18 protein-coding genes and 1 pseudogene are annotated in these 21838 nt (G+C 65.5%); 13 read left to right on the top strand and 6 right to left on the bottom strand.

Going from position 1 to position 21838, the window contains the following annotated elements; all coding sequences use genetic code 11:
- Positions 1-3: 3 nt before the first annotated feature.
- The 6 genes from VGH68_RS04850 (at position 4) to bioB (ending at position 7304) form a co-directional block, all read left to right on the top strand.
- A complete protein-coding gene (locus VGH68_RS04850) occupies positions 4-459 on the top strand; it encodes a YchJ family protein (RefSeq protein WP_331602376.1) in 456 nt (151 codons plus the stop codon).
- 615 nt (positions 460-1074) lie between these two features.
- Positions 1075-2409: a dienelactone hydrolase family protein gene (locus VGH68_RS04845; RefSeq protein WP_331602375.1), complete on the top strand. Its 1335-nt coding sequence runs from the start codon at positions 1075-1077 to the stop codon at positions 2407-2409.
- A gap of 460 nt (positions 2410-2869) precedes the next feature.
- Positions 2870-4255, top strand: a complete 1386-nt coding sequence (gene bioA / locus VGH68_RS04840; protein WP_414696894.1) for an adenosylmethionine--8-amino-7-oxononanoate transaminase — start codon at positions 2870-2872, stop codon at positions 4253-4255.
- Positions 4255-5439, top strand: a complete 1185-nt coding sequence (gene bioF, locus VGH68_RS04835; protein ID WP_331602373.1) for an 8-amino-7-oxononanoate synthase — start codon at positions 4255-4257, stop codon at positions 5437-5439. Before bioA ends, bioF begins: the two co-directional genes overlap by 1 nt.
- Positions 5436-6182: a dethiobiotin synthase gene (gene bioD, locus VGH68_RS04830; protein WP_331602372.1), complete on the top strand. Its 747-nt coding sequence runs from the start codon at positions 5436-5438 to the stop codon at positions 6180-6182. Before bioF ends, bioD begins: the two co-directional genes overlap by 4 nt.
- A gap of 33 nt (positions 6183-6215) precedes the next feature.
- Complete coding sequence (gene bioB, locus VGH68_RS04825) at positions 6216-7304, top strand: biotin synthase BioB (protein ID WP_331602371.1); 1089 nt, start codon at positions 6216-6218, stop codon at positions 7302-7304.
- A gap of 115 nt (positions 7305-7419) precedes the next feature.
- On the opposite strand, the pseudogene VGH68_RS04820 reads toward bioB, so the two are convergent.
- Both VGH68_RS04820 and VGH68_RS04815 read right to left on the bottom strand, forming a co-directional pair.
- A pseudogene (locus VGH68_RS04820) lies at positions 7420-7827 on the bottom strand (substrate-binding domain-containing protein); the annotation flags it as partial.
- 272 nt (positions 7828-8099) lie between these two features.
- Positions 8100-8702, bottom strand: a complete 603-nt coding sequence (locus VGH68_RS04815) for an alpha/beta hydrolase (protein WP_331602370.1) — start codon at positions 8700-8702, stop codon at positions 8100-8102.
- A gap of 357 nt (positions 8703-9059) precedes the next feature.
- On the opposite strand from VGH68_RS04815, the gene VGH68_RS04810 reads away from it, so the two are divergent.
- The 6 genes from VGH68_RS04810 (at position 9060) to VGH68_RS04785 (ending at position 13245) form a co-directional block, all read left to right on the top strand.
- Positions 9060-10001, top strand: coding sequence for a glyoxylate/hydroxypyruvate reductase A (locus VGH68_RS04810; RefSeq protein ID WP_331602369.1), 942 nt, complete (start codon positions 9060-9062; stop codon positions 9999-10001).
- A gap of 95 nt (positions 10002-10096) precedes the next feature.
- Positions 10097-11023: a hydroxymethylglutaryl-CoA lyase gene (locus VGH68_RS04805; RefSeq protein ID WP_331602368.1), complete on the top strand. Its 927-nt coding sequence runs from the start codon at positions 10097-10099 to the stop codon at positions 11021-11023.
- A 35-nt stretch (positions 11024-11058) separates the two neighbouring features.
- On the top strand, positions 11059-11580 hold the full coding sequence (locus VGH68_RS04800) for a YbaK/EbsC family protein (RefSeq protein WP_331602367.1): 522 nt from the start codon (positions 11059-11061) through the stop codon (positions 11578-11580).
- Between the two features lie 5 nt (positions 11581-11585).
- Positions 11586-11861, top strand: a complete 276-nt coding sequence (locus VGH68_RS04795) for a DUF1289 domain-containing protein (protein WP_331602366.1) — start codon at positions 11586-11588, stop codon at positions 11859-11861.
- Positions 11858-12331 (top strand): MaoC family dehydratase, encoded by a 474-nt coding sequence (locus tag VGH68_RS04790; RefSeq protein WP_331602365.1) that lies wholly within the window; start codon positions 11858-11860, stop codon positions 12329-12331. The genes VGH68_RS04795 and VGH68_RS04790 overlap by 4 nt, the downstream gene beginning before the upstream one ends.
- On the top strand, positions 12328-13245 hold the full coding sequence (locus tag VGH68_RS04785; RefSeq protein ID WP_331602364.1) for an MBL fold metallo-hydrolase: 918 nt from the start codon (positions 12328-12330) through the stop codon (positions 13243-13245). The genes VGH68_RS04790 and VGH68_RS04785 overlap by 4 nt, the downstream gene beginning before the upstream one ends.
- A 332-nt stretch (positions 13246-13577) precedes the next feature.
- Here the strand turns inward: VGH68_RS04785 and VGH68_RS04780 are convergent, their stop codons facing one another.
- Positions 13578-14468 (bottom strand): alpha/beta hydrolase, encoded by an 891-nt coding sequence (locus tag VGH68_RS04780; RefSeq protein WP_331602363.1) that lies wholly within the window; start codon positions 14466-14468, stop codon positions 13578-13580.
- A gap of 382 nt (positions 14469-14850) precedes the next feature.
- Here VGH68_RS04780 and VGH68_RS04775 point away from each other — a divergent pair, with 382 nt between their 5' ends.
- A complete protein-coding gene (locus VGH68_RS04775; protein ID WP_331602362.1) occupies positions 14851-15810 on the top strand; it encodes a nitronate monooxygenase family protein in 960 nt (319 codons plus the stop codon).
- Between the two features lie 37 nt (positions 15811-15847).
- Here the strand turns inward: VGH68_RS04775 and VGH68_RS04770 are convergent, their stop codons facing one another.
- The 3 genes from VGH68_RS04770 to VGH68_RS04760 all read right to left on the bottom strand — a co-directional run bounded on the left by VGH68_RS04770 (position 15848) and on the right by VGH68_RS04760 (position 21725).
- Complete coding sequence (locus VGH68_RS04770) at positions 15848-19351, bottom strand: methylmalonyl-CoA mutase family protein (RefSeq protein WP_331602361.1); 3504 nt, start codon at positions 19349-19351, stop codon at positions 15848-15850.
- Positions 19352-19490: 139 nt separating this feature from the next.
- Positions 19491-20423 (bottom strand): LysR family transcriptional regulator, encoded by a 933-nt coding sequence (locus VGH68_RS04765; protein WP_331602360.1) that lies wholly within the window; start codon positions 20421-20423, stop codon positions 19491-19493.
- A gap of 216 nt (positions 20424-20639) precedes the next feature.
- Positions 20640-21725, bottom strand: a complete 1086-nt coding sequence (locus tag VGH68_RS04760) for a porin (protein WP_331602359.1) — start codon at positions 21723-21725, stop codon at positions 20640-20642.
- Between the last annotated feature and the right edge of the window lie 113 nt (positions 21726-21838).

Raw genomic sequence — 21838 nt, 5'->3', positions numbered from 1 at the left:
TCGATGACCCAGCCTTGGTTGTCCCGGCCACGACCCACCGACTGTCCGTGCGGCGGCGCCACGCCCGACGCGCGCAGCGGCGCCGCCGCCCGGGCGCCGCGCTTCGCGCAATGCTGCGGCCGTTATATCGACGGCGGCGAAGCGGCGCCGCGCGCGCTCGAATTGATGCGCTCGCGCTATAGCGCCTACGTGCTCGGCGCCACCGACTACCTGCGCGCGACGTGGGATGCGCGCACCTGCCCCGCCGATCTCGACGCTGACCCCGCCGCACCGGGCGCGCCGCGCTGGCTCGGATTGCAGATCAAATCGTTCGCGCAAAGCGATGCCGGTCATGCGAGCGTCGAATTTATCGCGCGCTATAAGGTGGGCGGACGCGCGCATCGGCTGCACGAATTGAGCCGCTTCGCGCGAGGCGAAGACGGACGCTGGCGCTATGTGGATGGTGAGATCAGCGAGTAGTCCATCCATACGCGCGAGTCCCGCAGCCACTGCATCACCATGCAACGAAGCTTTCCACTGTCTTTCAAGACCTGACAGCGCGCTTCACGCCGCATCGTTCGAGGCCCTCGTCGAGGGCCTTTTGTTTGTCGGCATCGCGCCACAGCACCGAAACGCCATTTGTCAGCGGCCCGTGGCCATGCGTCGCCGAGCCCGGCCACACAAGGCCGCGGAGCCGCGGGAGCGACGCGGCAATTTTTGCGGCGCGGGTTCTCCTTTATTGCTCAAAACAAAATTGGCGTGCCAGGATGACCTCGTTGTTCCAATGACGTCACGTTGCGACAGCGAGCGTTAGCCGCTGCGCACGATGCGACAGGAAGCCGTGCCGGCTGCTCCAATGAGCGCGAGCCGCGGCGGTTCGAGAGCGCATCAGGTGACGTTCATCATCGGCGCGTGGGGTCGCGTCGGCCGTTGGGTTCATCCCGTGCGATCTCGATTGGCGTGCGTGCGCTTCGCGCACCACGCATGCGAGTGAGTTTGTGTGTCGAAAACGCAAGCGTAAGCAGCATGTCAGCAGCGACTTTCGACAGACGGAGCGCACGGAGTCCGGGACAGGTCTTTAAGGCAGGTGCGTCAATGGGGTTGAGCAAGATTCTGACGAAGTGTGCGGCGATCTGCGCCGCGGCCACTTGCGCCGTCGCGATCGCGCACGCCGATCCGCTCGCCGCGCAGCCCTCCGCCACGCGTACCGCCGCTGCCGGCGCCACGCCGCTCAACGACACCCAGGCAGGGCCGCTGTCGCGCGCAAGCGTGCCGCGCATCGCGCTCGACGACGACCTGTATCTGCCCACCGCTCATCTGAACGAACGGATCATTCGCGTGCCGGTCGACGCCGACGGCAAGATCACGCTCGAAACGACGATCTACAAGCCGGAAGGCCCGGGCCCGTTCCCGATGATCGTGTTCAACCACGGCAAGATTGCAGGCGACCCGCGCACGCAGGAACGCAGCGACCCGCTGCCGTTCGCACGCGAATTCGTGCGCCGCGGCTATGTCGTGGTCGCGCCGAACCGCCAGGGCTTCGGCCATTCGGACGGCGTGTACGAGCAGGACGGCTGCGACGTCGAAGCGAATGGACTCGGCCAGGCCAGCGACGTCGCCGCGACGATCGATTACATGTCGAAGCAACCCTACGTGGACGCGACACATATCGCGGTGGCCGGCACCTCGCACGGCGGTCTCGCGACGATCGCGTACGGCACCGAAGCGGCGCCCGGCGTGCGCGCGCTGATCAATTTCTCGGGCGGTCTGCGGCAGGACGCCTGCGAGGACTGGCAAGGCAATCTGACGCGCGCATTCGGCGCGTATGGCGAGAAGACCAAAGTGCCGTCGCTGTGGCTGTACGGCGATAACGATTCGGTGTGGAATGCGCAGCTCGTGGCCAACATGTACGCCGCGTACGACGCACACGGCGCAAGCGCGAAGATGATCGATTTCGGCACCTACAAGAACGACGCGCACCGGCTGGTGGGCGACCGCGATGGCGTGCATGTGTGGTGGCCAGCCGTCGAATCGTTCCTCGCGCGCGCCGGGATGCCGACGGCCGTGCAGTATCACGTCGACGATCCGGCCGCGCCGAAGGCTACCGGCTTCGCTTCGCTCGACGCGATCGATGCGGTGCCCTACGTCGACGAGGCGGGCCGCAACGGCTATCGCAACTTCCTGCATCAGTATCCGAGCCGCGCGTTCGCGGTATCGGATTCGGGCGCGTGGTCGTGGGCCGAGGGCGGCGACGATCCGATGTCCGTGGCCATCGCCAATTGCGACAAGCAGAGTTCCGATCCGTGCCACCTGTATGCGGTCGATAACGCTGTCGTGTGGGGCAACCAGGGTTCACAGACGGCGGATGCGAGCGGCGCTGCGCCGGCGGCCGATACCGATGGGCGGCGTGCGATCGCGAGCCGCGAGTGACACGCGGGTAGAACCGGTTTGGGTGAGTGCAAGGCCTGCTGTTTCCAGCAGGCCTTTTTGTTTTGGACGGTGATCGTTGCGCGCGTTCGTCGTCGCCCATGAGCGGAACTCGCCCGGAAGCGAGTTTCGTGGCGCGCACGCCGCAAGTCCCCGACCTACGGCCCATTCCCGGCAGTAATAGCCCATTACTTTGACGTCGTCATCTGCGCCGATCAGCGAGCTTCGATCCCGAACTCGTCCCAGCTGTGGCGAACAGCGCCAAACCTCGGCCCCACAACGAAAAGCGCCCATTTTTGCGCAGATGCGCGCCGCCCAAGAAACCGCTAATCTCGACCCCGCGCACTCGTCCAGGCTCGCGCGCGCCGCACTTTACGGAGACGCGGTCCAGCCAGAAAGCCCCCGAAACAGGACGCGAAACGACGCTCGTGCGTAAGCAGCAAAAAGCACTTGGAGCACCCCTTTGGAAAACTCAGCAGTTCCCTCGATCGCACCTTCGCCTGCAACGCCGGACGCCCCGGAAGACTGGGTCGCCCGCAGCCTGCGCGCGGTGTGGCATCCGTGTACACAGATGAAGCATCACGAACGTCTGCCGCTCGTGCCGATCGCGCGCGGTCAGGGCGCGTGGCTTTACGACCGCGCCGGCCATCGCTACCTGGATGCGATCAGCTCGTGGTGGGTCAATCTGTTCGGCCACGCGAACCCCCGCATCAATGCCGCACTGAAAGATCAACTCGATACGCTCGAACACGCGATGCTCGCAGGCTGCACGCACGAGCCCGCCGTCGAACTCGCGGAACGTCTGCACGCGCTGACCGGCAATACGCTTGGCCACGCATTCTTTGCATCGGACGGCGCATCGGCGGTCGAGATCGCGCTGAAGATGAGCTTTCACAGCTGGCGCAACCGCGGCTTCGCCGACAAGCAGGAATTCGTCTGCGTTGCCAACAGCTATCACGGCGAGACCATTGGCGCGCTGGGCGTGACGGACGTCGCGCTGTTCAAGGATGCGTACGATCCGCTGATTCGCCACGCGCATGTGGTCGCGTCGCCCGATGCGCGGCTCGCGCAACCGGGCGAAACCGCCGCCGACGTCGCGCGCCGCGCGCTCGACAACGTGCGCGCGCTGTTCGATGCACGCGCGAACCGGATCGCCGCGCTGATCGTCGAGCCGCTCGTCCAATGCGCGGCCGGCATGGCGATGCACGACGCGTCGTATATCGGTGGGCTGCGCGCGCTGTGCGACCAGTACGGTGTACATCTGATCGCCGACGAAATCGCGGTCGGCTGCGGGCGCACCGGCACTTTCTTCGCGTGCGAGCAGGCGGGCGTGTGGCCGGACTTTTTATGTCTATCGAAAGGCATTAGCGGCGGTTATCTGCCGCTGTCGATCGTGCTGTCGCGCGACGACATTTTCGAGGCCTTCTATCACGACGACACCGCGCGTGGTTTCCTGCATTCGCACTCGTATACGGGCAATCCGCTCGCGTGCCGCGCGGCGCTCGCCACGCTCGATCTATTCGGGAGCGACGACGTGCTCGCCGCGAATGGGCGCAAAGCCGCGACGCTGAAGGCCGCGCTCGCGCCGCTCGGCGAACATCCGCGGGTGCGTAATCTGCGTCAGCGCGGCACGATCTTCGCGTTCGACGCGCTCATCGACGATCCGCAACTCGCCAAAACTTTTTCGCGGCGCTTCTTCGAGCTTGCGTTGCAACGCGAACTGCTGTTGCGCCCGATTGGCACCACCGTGTATCTGATGCCGCCGTATATCCTCGACGACGAAGAACTCGCGCTGCTCGCCGCGCGCACGCGCGAAACCTTCGACGCGACACTCGCGGAGGCCCACTGATGCATCTGCTCGACACGCTGGCCGAAGGCCTCAAGGAAATCGACGCGCGCGGCCTGCGCCGGCGCCGCCGTACCGCCGACACACCGTGCGCCGCGCATATGACCGTCGACGATCGTCCGATCGTCGGCTTTGCCAGCAACGACTATCTCGGCCTCGCCGCCCACCCGCAACTGATCGACGCGATCGCCGAAGGCGCGCGTCTCTATGGCGCGGGCAGCGGCGGCTCGCACCTGCTTGGTGGCCATTCGCGCGCGCACGCGCAACTCGAAGACGATCTCGCGGCATTCGCGGGCGGCTTCGTCGACGATGCGCGCGCGCTCTACTTCAGCACCGGCTATATGGCCAATCTCGCGACGCTGACCGCGCTCGCGGGCCGTGGCACGATGCTGTTCTCCGATGCGCTGAATCACGCATCGCTGATCGACGGCGCGCGGCTGTCACGCGCCGACGTGCAGATCTATCCGCACTGCGACATGGACGCGCTGAGTGCGATGCTTGAAGCGTCGGAGGCCGACGTGAAGGTGATCGTCTCCGATACGGTGTTCAGCATGGACGGCGATATCGCGCCGCTGCCGCGTCTGCTCGAACTGGCGGAGCGCCACCGCGCATGGCTGATCGTCGACGATGCGCACGGCTTCGGCGTGCTCGGCCCGCAAGGCCGCGGCGCGATCGCGCAAGCCGCGCTGCGCTCGCCGCATCTGATTTCGATCGGCACGCTCGGCAAGGCCGCCGGCGTGTCCGGCGCGTTCGTGGTCGCGCACCCGACCGTGATCGAATGGCTCGTGCAGCGCGCGCGGCCGTATATCTTTACGACCGCGTCGGTGCCGGCCGCCGCGCATGCGGTGTCGGCGAGCCTGCGCATCATCGGCTCGGACGAAGGCGACGCGCGCCGCGCGCATCTGCAGCAGTTGATCGAGCGCACGCGCGCGATGCTGAAAGCGACCCCGTGGCTGCCGGTCGATTCGCATACCGCCGTGCAGCCGCTGATCATCGGCGCGAACGATGCGACGCTCGAGCTCGCCGCGTCGCTCGATCGCGCGGGCCTGTGGGTGCCCGCGATCCGTCCGCCGACCGTGCCGGCCGGCACGTCGCGTCTGCGCATCTCGCTGTCCGCCGCGCATTCGCACGGAGATCTCGACCGGCTCGAAGCCGGCCTTCGACAACTCGGAGCGAGCGCCGTATGAGCAATCTGAATCATGTCGGCGGCGCGCTGTCGCTGTTCGTGACAGGTACCGATACCGAAATCGGCAAGACCTTCGTCTCGTCGGCGCTGTCACGCGGCTTCGTGCGCGCAGGCCTGCAAGCGGCCGCGATGAAGCCGATCGCCGCCGGCGCGTTCGAACTGAACGGTGTGCTGCACAACGAGGACGCCGACCAGCTCGATGCCGCATCGAGCGTGTTGCTGCCGCCCGACATGCGCACGCCGTATCTGCTGAAGGAGCCGGCCGCGCCGCATATCGCTGCCGCGCTGGAGAACGTGGCGTTCGATCTCCAACATATCGTCGCTTGTCATCGGCAGGCGGTGCAGCGCGCGGACGTCGTGGTCGTGGAAGGCGTCGGTGGCTTTCGTGTGCCGTTGACCGCGACCGAGGACACCGCCGATCTGGCGGTTGCGCTGGACTTGCCGGTCGTGCTGGTGGTCGGCATGCGGCTTGGTTGCATCAGCCACGCGCTGCTCACCGCCGAAGCGATCGCCGCGCGCGGCCTCACGCTCGCGGGTTGGGTCGCGAACCGGATCGATCCGGATATGACGTTCCCCGACGAAAACATCGCGTCGATTCGCGCGCATCTCGCGCGTGCGTACGACGCGCCGCTACTTGGCGTCGTGCCGCATCTCAGTCCGATCTCAGCGGAGCTGGCGGCCGAACAGCTCGACATCCAACGGCTTCTGCAAACGCTGCGCGAAGCGCGCGCGCGCCAGAGCTGAACCCCTTTGCATCGCTTTACGAGGATCGATCAGATGACGCAACTGAACATCACCCCAAGCGCCGCCAGCGGCACCCCGAACAACGCCACGGCCGACGCGGGCGTCGACGCGAAGCCGCTCGCGCGCTGGCGCGTCGCCGATATCGTCGCGCTGTACGAACTACCGTTCAACGACCTGCTGTATCGCGCGCAGCAAACGCATCGTGAGCACTTCGACGCGAATGCCGTACAGCTGTCGACGCTGCTGTCGATCAAGACCGGCGGCTGTGAAGAGGATTGCGCGTACTGTCCGCAATCGGTGCATCACGACACCGGTCTCGAAGCCGACAAGCTGATGGCGGTCGACGACGTGCTCGCCGCCGCGAAAGCAGCGAAAGACAACGGCGCGACGCGCTTTTGCATGGGCGCCGCGTGGCGCAATCCGAAAGACCGCCATCTCGAACCGATCAAGGACATGATCCGTGGCGTGAAGGCGATGGGGCTCGAAACCTGCGTGACGCTCGGCATGCTCGAAACGCACCAGGCTCACGCGCTGCGCGACGCGGGCCTCGACTACTACAACCACAACCTCGATACGTCGCCCGAGTTCTACGGCCAGATCATTTCGACCCGCACATACCAGGACCGGCTCGACACGCTGGAGCGCGTGCGCGACGCAGGCATCAACGTGTGCTGCGGCGGGATCGTCGGCCTCGGCGAATCGCGCCGCGAACGCGCGGGCCTGCTCGCGCAGCTCGCGAACATGGACCCGTACCCGGAATCGGTGCCGATCAACAACCTGGTGCAGGTGCAAGGCACGCCGCTCACCGGCACCGAAGCGATCGATCCGTTCGAATTCGTGCGCACGATCGCGATTGCGCGCATTACGATGCCGCGCGCGATGGTGCGCCTGTCGGCCGGCCGCGAGCAGATGGACGAAGCGTTGCAGGCGATGTGCTTCCTCGCTGGCGCCAATTCGATTTTCTATGGCGACCAGTTGCTGACGACCAGCAATCCGCAGGCGGAAGCCGACCGCAAGCTGCTCGCGCGTCTGGGCATTCGCGCCGAGGCCGCGCAGCAGATGCCGGTCGAGCAAAGCGGTTGCGAGGCTGACTGCGGGCATGGCCATGCGGCAGCGAACTGAGCGCTAGACGCTCGGGTGCGGATCGAACGCGCGCACGCACCCGCATGCGTGCATGAAAAAAAGGCTGCCTCGCAATACAACGAGGCAGCCTTTTCGCTGCAACGCCAACTTCGCGTTACTTCCGGTCGACGATGATCTGATCGAACGTGCCGCCGTCGGAGAAATGCGTGTCCTGCGCTTTCTGCCAGCTGCCGAACATCTGCTCGACCGTGAACGTCTTGATCGGCTTGAACTCGGCCGCGTGTTTCGCGAGCACGTTTTTATCGCGCGGACGCAGATGGTGCTGCGCGATGGTTTCCTGCGCGGCCGGCGACCACAGATAATCGACGTACGCCTGCGCCTCCTTGCGTGTGCCGCGCTTGTCGACGACCTTATCGACGATCGATACCGGCGGCGCCGCGAGCAGGCTTACCGACGGATACACCGCTTCGTAACTGCCCGCGCCGACGCCCGTGTCGATCAGCGACACTTCGTTTTCGAACGTCACCAGCACGTCGCCGATACCGCGTTGCGTGAACGTGGTCGCACAGTTCGCGCGTGACGTCGTACGACACGTTGAGCAGCGATGTATCCGCGTGCGCGGCCGACACGCCGCCGAACGCGAGCGTGATTGCCGCGAGGCCGGGGGCGAGCCCGCGCGATGTCCCCGCGATGCCCTTCATGTTGTCCCCGCCTGTCGATGATAAAAACCGGTGGCCGCCGATGCGCGGCGTGAAGCGGGATTCTAACGGGTCGCTTACCGCGCGAGCCGTGCGTTATCTTGCGTGGCCGCGCCGTCAACGCGCGGCGAATCGCTCACATGACCGCGTGCGGCACGGCCTCGAAAGCGTCGTCGCGAAAGCGCAGCGGCGCCGCGCAATGCACGAGCGTATCGATGAAATACTTCGCGCGTGGCCACGGACCGAAGCCGGCCGCCGTGTTGATATGCCCGGCGTCGCCGAGATTGACGAACGCGCTGCCGAAGCGCCGCGCGAGATCTCGCGCCTCGGCGAGCGGCATCCACGGATCGGTCTCGCTGCCGATCAGAATCGACGGCACGCCGACGCGCGTTGCGTCGAACCGTCCCGCGAACTCGAACTTGCGCGGGCTGGCGGGCGCGACGAACAGCACGCCGATCACGTCGTGCGCGAACGCTGCCTGTTGCAGCGCGTGCGCGGTCGCGAGACAGCCGAAGCTATGCGCGGCCAGCACGAAAGGACCGCGTTCGCGCGCCAGCAGATCACGTAGCGATTGCGCCCACAGCGCGAGATCGGGCGCATCCCAATTGGATTGCTCGACCCGCAGCGAGCGCGCGAACTGCCGCTCCAGCCATGTTTGCCAATGCGCGCCTTCGCTGCCGTGCAAGCCGGGCACGGTGACGAGCCGTGGCGGCCATGTCGATCGGGTGCATGAAAGCATGTGCGGGCCTCGCTGCGGGAATCCGGGCAATCATTGTGCTGCTGAATGGCGACCGGACGAACCAAGTTTTTGTGCTTTCGTTATGGCTCAAATGTCGCTCTAGATCGGCACGCCAGACTCACGCCAAGCCGTACGTCCGTGCGCGGCTTCCCGCGATCGGCGGCGAAAAAGTAGAATGAAGCCTATTCATAACGGGAGAAATCCGGTGCCCTACGCGTCGTCCCAAGCGCCACAGCCGAAGTCATCGACGCCACGCGGTCACCGCGTGGCCGTGGTCTGTCCCACGCATGCATGCCGCTACGCAGCGGCGTCGGCACACATCTGCACGGCGCTGGCCGTGGGCGCACTTCAGACCGTATGAAAATCCTCTTCTACTCGCCGCTCAACGAAGCCGCCGTGTGGCTGCACGATCTCGCACGCGCACTGCCCGATGCCGATCTGCGTGAATGGCAGCCGGGCGATCATGCGCCGGCCGATTTTGCGATTGTCTGGCGTCCGCCGCGCGAGATGCTGGCCAGTCGTGACGGCTTGCGCGCGATCTTCAATCTCGGCGCGGGCGTCGATGCAATCGTCGCACTCGAACGCGAACAGCCGGGTACGTTGCCACCGAACGTGCCGCTGATCCGTCTCGAAGACACTGGCATGGGCGCGCAGATGGCCGAGTACGCGACCCATGCGGTGCTGCGCTATCTGCGCCGTTTCGACGAATACGAGATGCAGCAGCGCGAGCGCCGCTGGAAGGTGATCGATCCGCATCCGCGCGCGACGTTCACGGTTGGCGTGCTCGGGCTCGGTGTACTCGGCACCCAGGTCGCGCAAACGCTCGCATCATTCGGGCTGCCGGTGCGCGGTTATAGCCGCAGTGCGAAGCAGATCGACGGTGTGACGACATTCGCGGGGCAAGCGCAGTTCGATGCGTTCGTCGACGGCGCGAAGGTGCTCGTGAATCTGCTGCCGCATACGCCCGATACCGAAGGCGTGCTGAACGCGCGCACGTTCGCGAAGCTCGCGCGCGGCGCGTATTTGATCAACGTCGCGCGCGGCGCGCATCTCGTCGAAGCGGACCTGCTCGCCGCGCTCGCCAGCGGCCAGCTCGCGGCCGCGACGCTCGACGTGTTTCATCAGGAGCCGCTGCCCGCAGATCATCCGTTCTGGCACACACCGCGTATTACGATTACGCCGCATGCGTCGGCGCTGACGTTACGCGACGAAAGCATCGCGCAGGTCGCGAGCAAGGTCCGCGCGCTGATGCGCGGCGAACCGGTGAGCGGCATCGTGCAGGTGGAACGGGGATACTGACGCTCGCGCACCGGTCGTATGGAATCGAATTGAGTCGACTGAACTGAATCGGGTTGAATCGCAGCGACGCCGCGCCACGCGGCAGGAGACAAATCATGGCCCTACCGAAGCAGGTGAAAATCGTCGAAGTCGGTCCGCGCGACGGACTGCAGAACGAAAAAGAATTCGTAGCGACCGCCACCAAGATCGAGCTGATCGACCGTCTATCGGCGGCGGGCTTTCGTAACGTCGAAGCCGCATCGTTCGTGTCGCCGAAATGGGTGCCGCAGATGGCCGACGGCGCCGACGTGATGGCCCGCATCGGACGCCGCGCCGGCACGATCTATTCGGTGCTGACGCCGAATCTGCGCGGCTTCGAAGGCGCGCTGGCCGCGCGCGCGGACGAAATCGTGATTTTCGGCGCTGCTAGCGAAGCGTTTTCGCAGAAGAACATCAATTGCAGCATCGCGGAGAGCGTCGAGCGCTTCGCGCCCGTCACGGCCGCCGCGAAACAGCACGGTCTGCGGATTCGCGGCAGCCTGTCGTGCGCGCTCGGCTGCCCGTATCAGGGTGACGTGCCGATCGCGTCGGTCGTCGATGTCGTCGAGCGCTTCGCCGCGCTCGGCTGCGACGAGATCGACATCGCGGATACGATCGGCGTCGGCACCCCCGAGCGCACTCGCGCAGTATTCGAAGCGGTCACTCGCGTGTTTCCGCGCGAGCGTCTGTCGGGGCACTTTCACGACACGTACGGCCAGGCGCTCGCGAACATCTACGCGGCGCTACTCGAAGGCATCGAGATTTTCCATGCATCGGTCGCGGGGCTTGGCGGCTGTCCGTATGCGAAAGGCGCGACCGGCAACGTCGCGACTGAAGACGTGCTGTATCTGATGAACGGGCTCGGCATCGAGACCGGCATCGACCTCGCGCAGGTGGTCGCGATCGGCGACTTCATCTCGACCGCGATCGGCCGGCCCAACGTGTCGCGCGCCGGCAAGGCACTGCTCGCGAAGGCGCGCAGCGAAGCGAATACTTGCGTCTAACCCGCAATCCCATACTTGAATCAGGACCTCCAACGATGACCGACCTCGCATCCTTCGAATCCGATGATCTCGCCGCGCTGCCCGACTCGGCACGCCGCGTCGCGCTGCTGCTGCGCGAACGCGGTCATGCGGGGCGAATCGTGATGCTGCCGGAAACCGGCAAGACTTCCGCCGAAGCAGCCGCGGGTCTTGGCTGCTCGGTCGCGCAGATCGCCAAGTCGATCCTGTTTCGCCGCCGCGAAGACGACGCGCCGGTGCTCGTGATCGCGAGCGGCGCGAACCGGGTCGACGAAAAGAAAGTGGCCGCGCAGGTTGGCGAGATCGGCCGCGCGGATGCGAAGTTCGTGCGCGAGAAAACCGGCTATGCGATTGGTGGCGTGTGCCCGGTCGGTCATGCGACCGAGCCGGTCACGCTGATCGACGCCGATCTGCTCGAACTCGACAGCCTGTGGGCCGCGGCCGGTCATCCGCACGCGGTGTTCAATCTGACCGCGCAAGAACTGATTGCGCTGACGGGCGCGCCGGTCGCCGACATCGCGCTGCGCGAGCCGGCCTGAAAACGATGGCGCTGACGACTGACGGGAACCACAGCCACGAACACGACGACGCCCGGGTGGCGTCGCCCTGCATCAACGTGTGCAGGATGGATGCGTCGACGGGCTGGTGCGAAGGATGCCTGCGCACGATCGACGAGATCGCCGGCTGGTCCGCATTCGACGACGACGCGAAACGCGCGGTGTGGGATGCCATCGAAGCGCGTCACGCGCAGTGCATCGCACAGCAGACGGCGCCCCAAACGACGCAGGACACAGCACGCCGCGCCGGGGAGCCGCAATGACCGGCGCGCCTCGCGTCGTCACGCTCGGCGAGACGTTCAACTCGACGCTCGCGTTGTCGACGGATTCGATCAAGTCATTCGCGACGCTGGTCAACGATCTGAACCCGCTGCACCACGATGACGCGTACGCCGCGCACAGCCGCTTCGGCGGACTGATCGCGTCGGGCACGCAGCCCACCGCGCATTTCATGGCGCTGCTCGCGACGCATTTTTCGACCTACGCGCAGCCACTCGGTCTCGAATTCGATATCAAGCTGAAGAAAGCCGTGCATGCGCACGACACGCTGACGATCAGCTGGCGCGTGCGCGACGCGCAGTGGAAGCCGAGCCTGAAGGGCGATCTGACCTTCCTCGAAGGCTCGGTGGTCAATCAACGCGGCGAACTGGTGCTGACCGGCACCTCGACGATTCTGGTGATGCCGAAACCGGATGCCACCGCGCCGGCCGATACGGAAAGCAACCCGCGATGATCGCGCTACCGGCATCGATCCAGGTCTTCGAGCGCGGCTGGCTGTCGTCGAACAACGTGCTGCTCGTCGACGACGCGTGCGCGGCGCTGGTCGACACCGGCTATGCGACGCACGCGCCGCAAACCGTCGCGCTGGTGCGCAACGCGCTGACCACGCGGCCGCTCGATCTGATCGTCAACACGCATCTGCACTCGGATCACTGCGGCGGCAACGCGCTGCTGCAGGCGAGCTGGCCGTGCCGCACGTTGATTCCCGCTGCCGAGGCCGACGCCGTGCACGACTGGGACGAAACGCGCCTCAGCTTTCGCGCGACCGGTCAGTCGTGCGAGCGCTTCGGCTTCACCGGCACCATCGCGCCCGGCGCGCAGTTGCGGCTCGGCGCGCTCGACTGGCAGGTGCTCGGCGCGCCCGGCCACGATCCGCATTCGCTGATGCTCTATTGCGCGGGCGAGCGCATCCTGATCAGCGCGGACGCGTTGTGGCAAAACGGCTTTGGCGTGATCTTCCCGGAGCTCGAAGGTGAAAGCGGTTTCGCCGAACAGCAGGCGGTACTCGATACGATCGCCGCGCTCGACGTGCGAGTCGTTATTCCCGGCCACGGCACGCCTTTCACCGATGTCGAACCCGCACTGGAACGCGCGCTATCGCGGCTGGCATGGCTGCGAGCCGATCCTGCGCGCAACGCGAAAAATGCGCTGAAAGTGCTGATCGTGTTCAAACTGCTCGACGTCCGTGAGATGAGTTTCGACGCGCTGCTGCGCATGCTCGTCGACGCATCAGTCATGCGGGCCGCCGCGTCGATGCTGAAGCCGCGCGGTGAGTGGCGCGCATTGCTAACGGATATCGTCGGTGAGTTGGCGGCGAACAAAGGACCGCTTGAAGTGGACGGCACGCGCATCGTGGCGCGGCGTTAAGGCGCGGTCAATCGCGTGAATGAATGGGAAGATATTTCTGAAGCAAGCAGACGCTGGAACCGCGTGATTCCCGCTTGGTCAATGCGCAAAACCGTCGCCACAAAAAGAAAGCCGCTCGACGAAGCGAGCGGCGGAACATCTGTTTGGACGTGATCAGCGTCGCCGTGAATTATACGCGTGCTGCATTTTTGCAACGCATCGGTGATTTCCCTACGGAAATTTGACCGTTTGTTTCGAGGGCAAATGCATGGGAATGTCATCGAATCGCGTCAAGCGCTTACTGAGCGCGCGAAGACCAGCCCGCGATCATGAAAACGACGCCGCTCGCCGCGTTACGGTTCGACCGCCTCGAAGAAAGACAGCATTTCGGCGACCAGTTCGTCCGGCGCCTCCTCCGGCAGATAGTGGCCGCACGACAGCGCGCGCCCGCTCACGTCGCGGGCGACGCGCCGCCATTCGGCGAGCGCATCGAAGCATTTCTCGATCACCCCCTTGTCGCCCCACAGCACACGCAGCGGACAGCCGATCTTGTTGCCGCGCTCGATATCGGCGCGATCGTGTTCGAGGTCGATGCTCGCCGCTGCGCGATAGTCCTCGCACATTGCATGCACCGCACCCGGTTGCGCGAGCGCCGCGCGATAGGCGTCGAGCGCGGCGGGGTCGAACGGCGCGAGGCCCGCGTGCCGGCTGCCCATCACCGCATCGACGTACGCGGCAGGGTTCGCGCCAATCAGCGTTTCGGGCAGCGGCTCCGGCTGGATCAGGAAGAACCAGTGGAAATAGTGGGTGGCGAACGCGCGGTCGGTAGCCTCGTACATCGCGAGCGTCGGTGCGATGTCGAGCAGCATCAGACGCTCGAGCGCGTCGGCATGATCGAGCGCCATCCGGTGTGCGACGCGCGCGCCGCGATCGTGCGCGCAGACCATAAAGCGTTCGAAGCCGAAGTGACGCATCACGGCGACCTGGTCGGCGGCCATCGCGCGTTTCGAGTACGGCGTGTGCGCGGCATCGCTGGTCGGCTTGGCCGACTCGCCATAGCCGCGTAAGTCGGTGGCGATTACTGTGAAGTGTTGCGCTAGCGGCCCGGCGCAGCGCGCCCAAATCAGATGCGATTGCGGATGGCCGTGCAGCAGCAACAGAGGCGGCCCCGACCCGCCCTTCACGCCGAAAATGTCGACACCGCCCACGGCGACGCGAAACGGCGTGAAATTTTCGAAGGACATGGCGTGCTCCCGTCGTTTGACGTTGTGTGCATTGTAGAAGCGCGCTATGTCCGCGCCAGGTGGGATAACCCACGCAAGCATGGAACCTGAACACTCCTTCGAACTTTGGGGACAGCGCTGCCGCGCGCGGCCCGCACCCTTCGCCTATAATCGAACGACCGTTCTTAAACCGTCGAACGGCTTCCGTGTCGGCTCATGGCGCCAAGCTTGCATCGCTGATCGCGCATCGCATCGCAATGCCGCGCTGTCAGCCCTGCGTCGCTAAACTTCGTTCAATGCTGCGCACGCCAGGCCGTACCCATATTTCAAACCGCAACAGCATTTAATAAGACCAGAGCAAGTGCTGACGCGCTCACTCGGGTCGACATTGGAGACTCGCACCATGGCATTGCCCGCCGTTCTGCAAAACCTCGCGCTACCCGTCGTCGGTTCGCCGATGTTCATCGTCAGCTATCCCGACCTGGTTGTCGCCCAGTGCAAGGCCGGCATCGTCGGCTCATTCCCTGCTCTCAACGCGCGCCCGGCCGAACTGCTCGACGAATGGCTCACGCAGATTCAGGCGCAGCTCGGCGAGCACAAGGCGGCGAACCCCGACGCGATCATCGGGCCGATCGCGGTCAACCAGATCGTCCATCAGTCGAACGGGCGGCTCGAACACGACGTGCGCGTGTGCGTCGAACACAAGGTGCCGATCTTCATCACGAGCCTGCGCGCACCGGCGCGCGAGATCGTCGATGCGGTGCACAGCTATGGCGGCATCGTGCTGCACGACGTGATCAATCTGCGCCACGCACAGAAGGCACTGGAGGCGGGTGTCGACGGCTTGATCCTGGTGGCGTCCGGCGCGGGCGGCCACGCGGGCACGACCTCGCCGTTCGCACTGGTCGGCGAAGTGCGGCGCATTTTCGACGGCCCGATCGTGCTGTCCGGTTCGATCGCCAACGGCGGCTCGATTCTCGCCGCGCAGGCGATGGGCGCGGACCTCGCGTATATGGGCACGCGCTTCATCGCGACCCAGGAGGCGCACGCGGTCGAAGCCTACAAGCAGGCGATCGTCGCGTCGAAGTCGTCGGACATCATCTACACGAACCTCTTTACCGGCGTGCACGGCAACTACATCCGCGAGAGCATCCTGAACGCGGGGCTCGACCCGGATGCGCTGCCCGAATCGGACAAGACCAAGATGAACTTCGGCGGCGACAAGACGAAGGCGTGGAAGGACATCTGGGGCGCGGGCCAGGGCGTCGGTCTGATGGACGACGTGCCGAGCGTCGCGCAGCTGGTGCAACGGCTGACCGCCGAGTATGACGACGCGAAGGCGCGGCTCGGGATTGCGCGCTGAGATGTCGATGAACGGCGGGACCGCGCGGCGGCCCGCGTTACATATTCCGCCGATACTGGCCGCCTACCTCGAATAGTGCGTGCGTGATCTGCCCGAGCGAACATACGCGCACCACATCCATCAGCACCTCGAACACATTGCCGTCGTCGATCACCGCGCGCTTGAGCCGCTCCAGCGCGGCCGGCGCCGCGTCGCGATGCCGCGCGTGGAAATCGCGCAGCCGCGTCAACTGGCTCTGCTTTTCCTCGTCGGTCGAACGGGCCAGCACGAGCGGGCGCGGCGCTTCATGCGGATGCGCGCTCAGGAACGTATTCACGCCGACGATCGGATACGAACCGTCATGCTTGCGATGCTCGTACAGCATCGACTCGTCCTGGATGCGTCCGCGCTGATAGCCGGTTTCCATCGCGCCGAGCACGCCGCCGCGCTCGGTGAGCCGGTCGAATTCCGCAAGGACTGCCTGTTCGACCAGATCGGTCAACTCGTCGATCACGAAGCTGCCCTGATTCGGATTCTGGTTCTTCGCGAGTCCCCATTCGCGATTGATGATCAACTGGATCGCGACCGCGCGGCGCACCGATTCCTCGGTCGGCGTCGTGATCGCTTCGTCGAACGCGTTGGTGTGCAGCGAGTTGCAGTTGTCGTAGATCGCGATCAGCGCCTGCAGCGTCGTGCGGATGTCGTTGAAGTCGATCTCCTGCGCGTGCAGGCTGCGCCCGGACGTCTGTACGTGGTATTTGAGCTTCTGGCTGCGCTCGTTCGCGCCGTAGCGCTCGCGCATCGCCACCGCCCAGATGCGTCGGGCGACGCGGCCCAGCACCGTGTACTCGGGGTCCATCCCGTTCGAGAAGAAGAACGATAGATTTGGCGCGAAATCGTCGATCGACATACCGCGCGCGAGATACGCTTCGACGTACGTGAAGCCGTTGGCCAGCGTGTAGGCGAGCTGCGAGATCGGGTTCGCGCCGGCCTCGGCGATGTGATAGCCGGAAATCGACACCGAATAGAAATTGCGCACGCCGTGCGCGACGAAATACGCCTGAATATCGCCCATCACCTTGAGGCTGAATTCAGTCGAGAAGATGCAGGTGTTCTGCCCTTGGTCCTCCTTCAGGATATCGGCCTGCACGGTGCCGCGCACATTTTCGAGCGCGCTGCGGCGGGTCTGCGCGAGTTCGTCGGCGGTCAGCGGGCGGCCGTGCTGCTGCTCTTGCAACGCGATCTGCTGGTCGATCGCGACGTTGAAGAACATCGCGAGGATCGTCGGCGCGGGGCCGTTGATCGTCATCGATACCGAGGTTTGCGGCGAACACAGGTCGAAGCCGTCGTACAAGGTTTTCATATCGTCGAGCGTCGCCACCGACACGCCCGAATTGCCGACCTTGCCGTAGATATCCGGGCGCTCGTGCGGCTCTTCGCCGTAGAGCGTGACGGAATCGAATGCGGTCGACAGACGCTTGGCCGGCATTCCCTCGGACAGCAGCTTGAAACGCCGGTTGGTGCGCTGAGGATCGCCCTCGCCCGCGAACATGCGCGTCGGGTCCTCGTTCTCGCGGCGAAACGGAAACACGCCGGCGGTGAACGGGAAGTAGCCGGGCAGATTGTCGAGCATCAGCCAGCGCAGGATCTCGCCATGGTCGATGAATTTTGGCAGCGAGACTTTGCGCACCGGCGAGCCGGACAACGTCGTCACCGTGAGCGCGGTGCGGATTTCCCGCTCGCGGATGCGCACGATGTGTTCGTCGCCGGAATATGCGGCGACGGTTTGCGGCCACGCGGCGAGCAGCTTGCGTTCGGGTTCGCCGAGCGCGGCGGTGCGTTGGTCGATCAGCGCATCGAGCGACGACAGCAGCGGGTTGGATTGGCTGGCCTGCGGGCTTGCGTTCGCGTGCGCCTTTGCGCCGGACGATTCGTTGCCGGATGCGGCTGTGGCGTCAGCGGCGTCGGCGCCGGCGTTGGAATCAGCAACGGCCGCGCCCGCCCCCGCCTCACCGAGCATACGGCGCGTCTCGATCAGTTGCCAACGCTCGCGCGCGATGCGCGCCTGCGCGTCTGCCCGCTCGCGGTAAGCGTGCACCGCCTGCGCGATGTCGGACAGATAGCGCACGCGCGCGGGCGGCACGATCGCGTGCAGGTTGCTCGAAAAGCGCACTGCGTCGGGTGCGCCGAGCCGGCCGCCGTCCGCGCTGCGCAGGCCGTGACGGCGCAGCGCATCGGCGATGTGCCGGTACAGCGCGGTGACACCGTCGTCGTTGAAGCGCGACGCGATCGTGCCGAAGACCGGCATGCTGTCCGGCGGCGTCGCGAAATCGCTGCGATTGCGCTGCACCTGCTTCGCGACGTCGCGCAGCGCATCCTGCGCGCCCTTACGGTCGAATTTGTTGATCGCGACGAAGCTCGCGAAGTCGAGCATGTCGATCTTTTCGAGCTGGCTCGCCGCGCCGAATTCGGGCGTCATCACATACAGCGACTCGTCGACGAACGGCACGATCGCCGCGTCGCCCTGGCCGATGCCGGACGTTTCGACGACGATCAGATCGAAGCCCGCCGCCTTGCAGAGCTTCAGCGCATCGGGCAGCGAATCGGAGATTTCACTCGATGCGTCGCGCGTCGCCATCGATCGCATATAGACACGCGCGCCGCCGCCCCAATCGCCGATCGCGTTCATGCGGATGCGGTCGCCGAGCAGCGCGCCACCGGATTTGCGGCGCGACGGGTCGATTGCGAGCACCGCGATCGTCAGCGCGTCGCCGTGGTCGAGGCGGAAGCGCCGGATCAGTTCGTCGGTCAGCGACGACTTGCCCGCGCCGCCCGTGCCGGTGATGCCGAGTACGGGAATCTGCGCGGATTGGGTCAGGGCCGAGAGTTGGTCGCGAACGCTAGCGTCGATGTTCTTGGTTTCGAATGCGCTGATCAGCTCGGCGACGCGGCGAAAGACCGGGACGGCGAGGTCGGTGCCGGCGCTTGCTGCGGTTGGCGCAGCCGTGCCGGCACCCCCGAAACGCGGCAACGGCCGCGCCGCGATCTCGGCGAGCCATTCGCTCACCGGTGCCGGCCGCGCGGCCTGCGCCGCACGCGCGCCTTCGCTACAGCGCGCGATCATGTCGTCGATCATGCCTTGCAGACCGAGCCGCTGGCCGTCGTGCGGCGAGTAGATTTTCTCGACGCCGTCGCGTTCGAGCGCGGCGATCTCCTCGGGGACGATCACGCCGCCGCCGCCGCCGAACACCTTGATGCGCTCGCCACCGCGCGCGCGCAGCAGTTCGACCAGATAACGGAAGTATTCGTTGTGGCCGCCCTGATAGCTCGACACGGCGACGCCATCGGCGTCCTCGTTGAGCGCGGCGGTCGCGACTTCATCGACAGAGCGGTTGTGGCCGAGGTGAATCACCTCGACGCCGCTCGCCTGCAGGATGCGCCGCATGATGTTGATCGACGCATCGTGGCCGTCGAACAGCGCGGCCGCGGTGACGAAGCGCAGGCGCCGGCCCGTGGGCAGCTCGTGGCTGCCGGCGCGCTGCGGCGTGGACAGATCGGTCATGTCTCCCCCAGATCGTTTCGCGTATGGGTGTTGGCAACCAGTATAGCGAAACGGGGTCACGCGGCAGCGTGCGCTGGGCGGCGGCTTCAGGCGATCAGGCCCGCCGGCTTCGCGAAGCCCTTTGCGGCACGTGAACCTGCTAGCGAACCGCCAACGCCCTGATCTGCTCCAGCGACGGCCACAACGATTCGTTCGCGAACCGGGCCGCGAGGAAATCGACGAACGACCTCACCTTCGCCGACAGATGCCGCCGGCTCGTATAGACCACATGGATCGGCAGCTCGCGGGGCGGCACTTCGTCGACCAGCAACGGCACGAGCCGCCCGTCGGCCAGATCGCCGCCGATCACCTCGGTACCGAGCATCGCGATGCCCGCGCCGTGCAGCACGATCACGCGCTGCGCCTCCAGCTGATTGACGATCAGATTGCCCGACAGACGCACGCGCGACGATGCTCCGTCGGTCGCGACCTCGAGCGGCGACACGCCCGAGTACTGCAGGTAGTTGTGACGCGCGAGATCGGCGACGCTTTTCGGCGTGCCGTGCTGCCGCAGATAGGCAGGCGACGCGCACAGCACGAGGTGCGCGGTCGCGATCTGCCGCGCGATCAGCGACGACGACTTGAGCCCGCCCGGCGACGCGCGGATCGCGACGTCGAAACCCTCGTCGATCAGTTCGACGACGCGATCGGACAGCGTCATGTCGACGCTGACCTGCGGATATTGCGCGGCGTAGTCGGCGACCGCAGCCATCACATGGCTCAGGCCGAATGCCGATAACGACGACACGCGCAGCCGCCCCTGCGGCACCACGCTGGCCGCGCCGACCGCCTGGGCCGCCTCGTCGAGTTCAGTGAGCGCCTGGCTCAGGCGCTCGTAGTATTCGCGGCCCGCCTCGGTCGGCGCGACGCGGCGCGTCGTGCGGTTCAGCAGGCGCGCGCCGAGCTGCTGTTCGAGATGCATCACGTGCTTGCTCGCCATCGCCGCGGACATTTCCATCTTGTCCGCCGCGCCGACGAAGCTGCCGAGCTCGACCACATGGCGGAACACTTTCATGCTGACGAGGGTATCCATCTCAAATCTCTCGCTTCAGGAATCAATCGACGCCATTTTGCCGCGTTTATCAAAGAGGCGGCGGCAAAACGCTTGATGATTGACGGCCAGAAGCGACAAAGCCCGCGTTCATCGGTAGGAACGCGGGCTTTCGCTGGTCAACCCGACACAGCGGGCAGACGGGCGAATGGCCGCGGAGCGATCAGCCGCGGCACGATCCCGCCATGCACCGACAGACTAGAACTTCGTCCGCAACCCGGCGCCGTAGGTATTCCCGCTCGACTGCCCGGTGATCCGGTCATACAGATACGCGGCGTAGATATCGGTGCGCTTGGACATCGGATAGTCGTAGCCGACCGCCGCCGTCTGCCGCGTCTGGTTCGAGCCGCCGCCGTTACGCGACCAGGCAAACGACGCCATCACCGAGCCCGGCCCGAACGGCACCGTGACGCCGCCTTGACCGGTGTTCACGTGCCAGCTCGTCACTTGCTGGTTGTTGTACGTGTACATGTACTGGCCGTACAGCTTCACGAATTTGAGGTCGTACGAGACGCCGGCCTGCGCGACGCTCTGGCTGCGCAAGCCGGGCACGCCCGACGTCTCGAAGCTGCCGAGGTCGCCCGGCACGTTGTTGAAGTTCACGTACTGGTAGACGGCGGTCGCCGCGAACGGGCCGTGGAAGTACAGCACCTGGCCGCTCCACTTCTTCGCGCCGTTCTGCGTGGTATTGCCCAGCGCGTACATCGCCGTCGCCGACAGTCCGTTGAAGTTCGGCGACGCGTACGACACCGCGTTGTTCCAGCCCGAATCGCCGGTCACGCCCTGATCGGTCGTGTAGGTCGGGAACGTGCCGAGGCCGAGGTACGTGTGGTACACCATCGGCGAGAACACATACGAGTCGATGAACGGGTTGAACAGAATCGTCGACACAAACAGCGGCGTGGTCAGGCGACCGGCCGTCACCGTACCGTACGGCGATTCGATACCGACGTACGCGTTGCGCGAGAACGTCGTGTCGCCCGTGAAGCGGCCGTACTGGCCGTTCTGTGCGCGGAAGAAGCCTTCCAGCGTGAAGATCGCCTTATAGCCGTTGCCCAGATCCTCAGACCCCTTCATACCCCAGTACGACGTCGACATGCCACCGCCAGACACCTCGGCAGCCGACTTGCCGCCCGGGAATTTCTGCGCGCCGACCCATTCGTCGACCTGACCGTAGAGTTGCACGCTCGATTGCGCAAAAGCAGACGATGCACTGGCCAGCAGAGCGGCACACGCGGTTGCCTTGAGGGTGGTCTTCAGCGCACCGCTGATGCTTGTTTTCATGGGTTCTCCTGTCTTTGTCAAAAGGTGTGGCTGTGCGAATGGGGGAGCTCGCGCGAACCATTGTTGTTGTCCGTTCGATCATCGAGCCAATCTGGGCGGGACCATCTTTGCGG

The sequence above is a fragment of the Paraburkholderia sp. genome, assembly GCF_036488505.1.
Lineage (GTDB): Bacteria > Pseudomonadota > Gammaproteobacteria > Burkholderiales > Burkholderiaceae > Paraburkholderia.
This window is presented reverse-complemented; position numbering and strand designations above follow the sequence as displayed.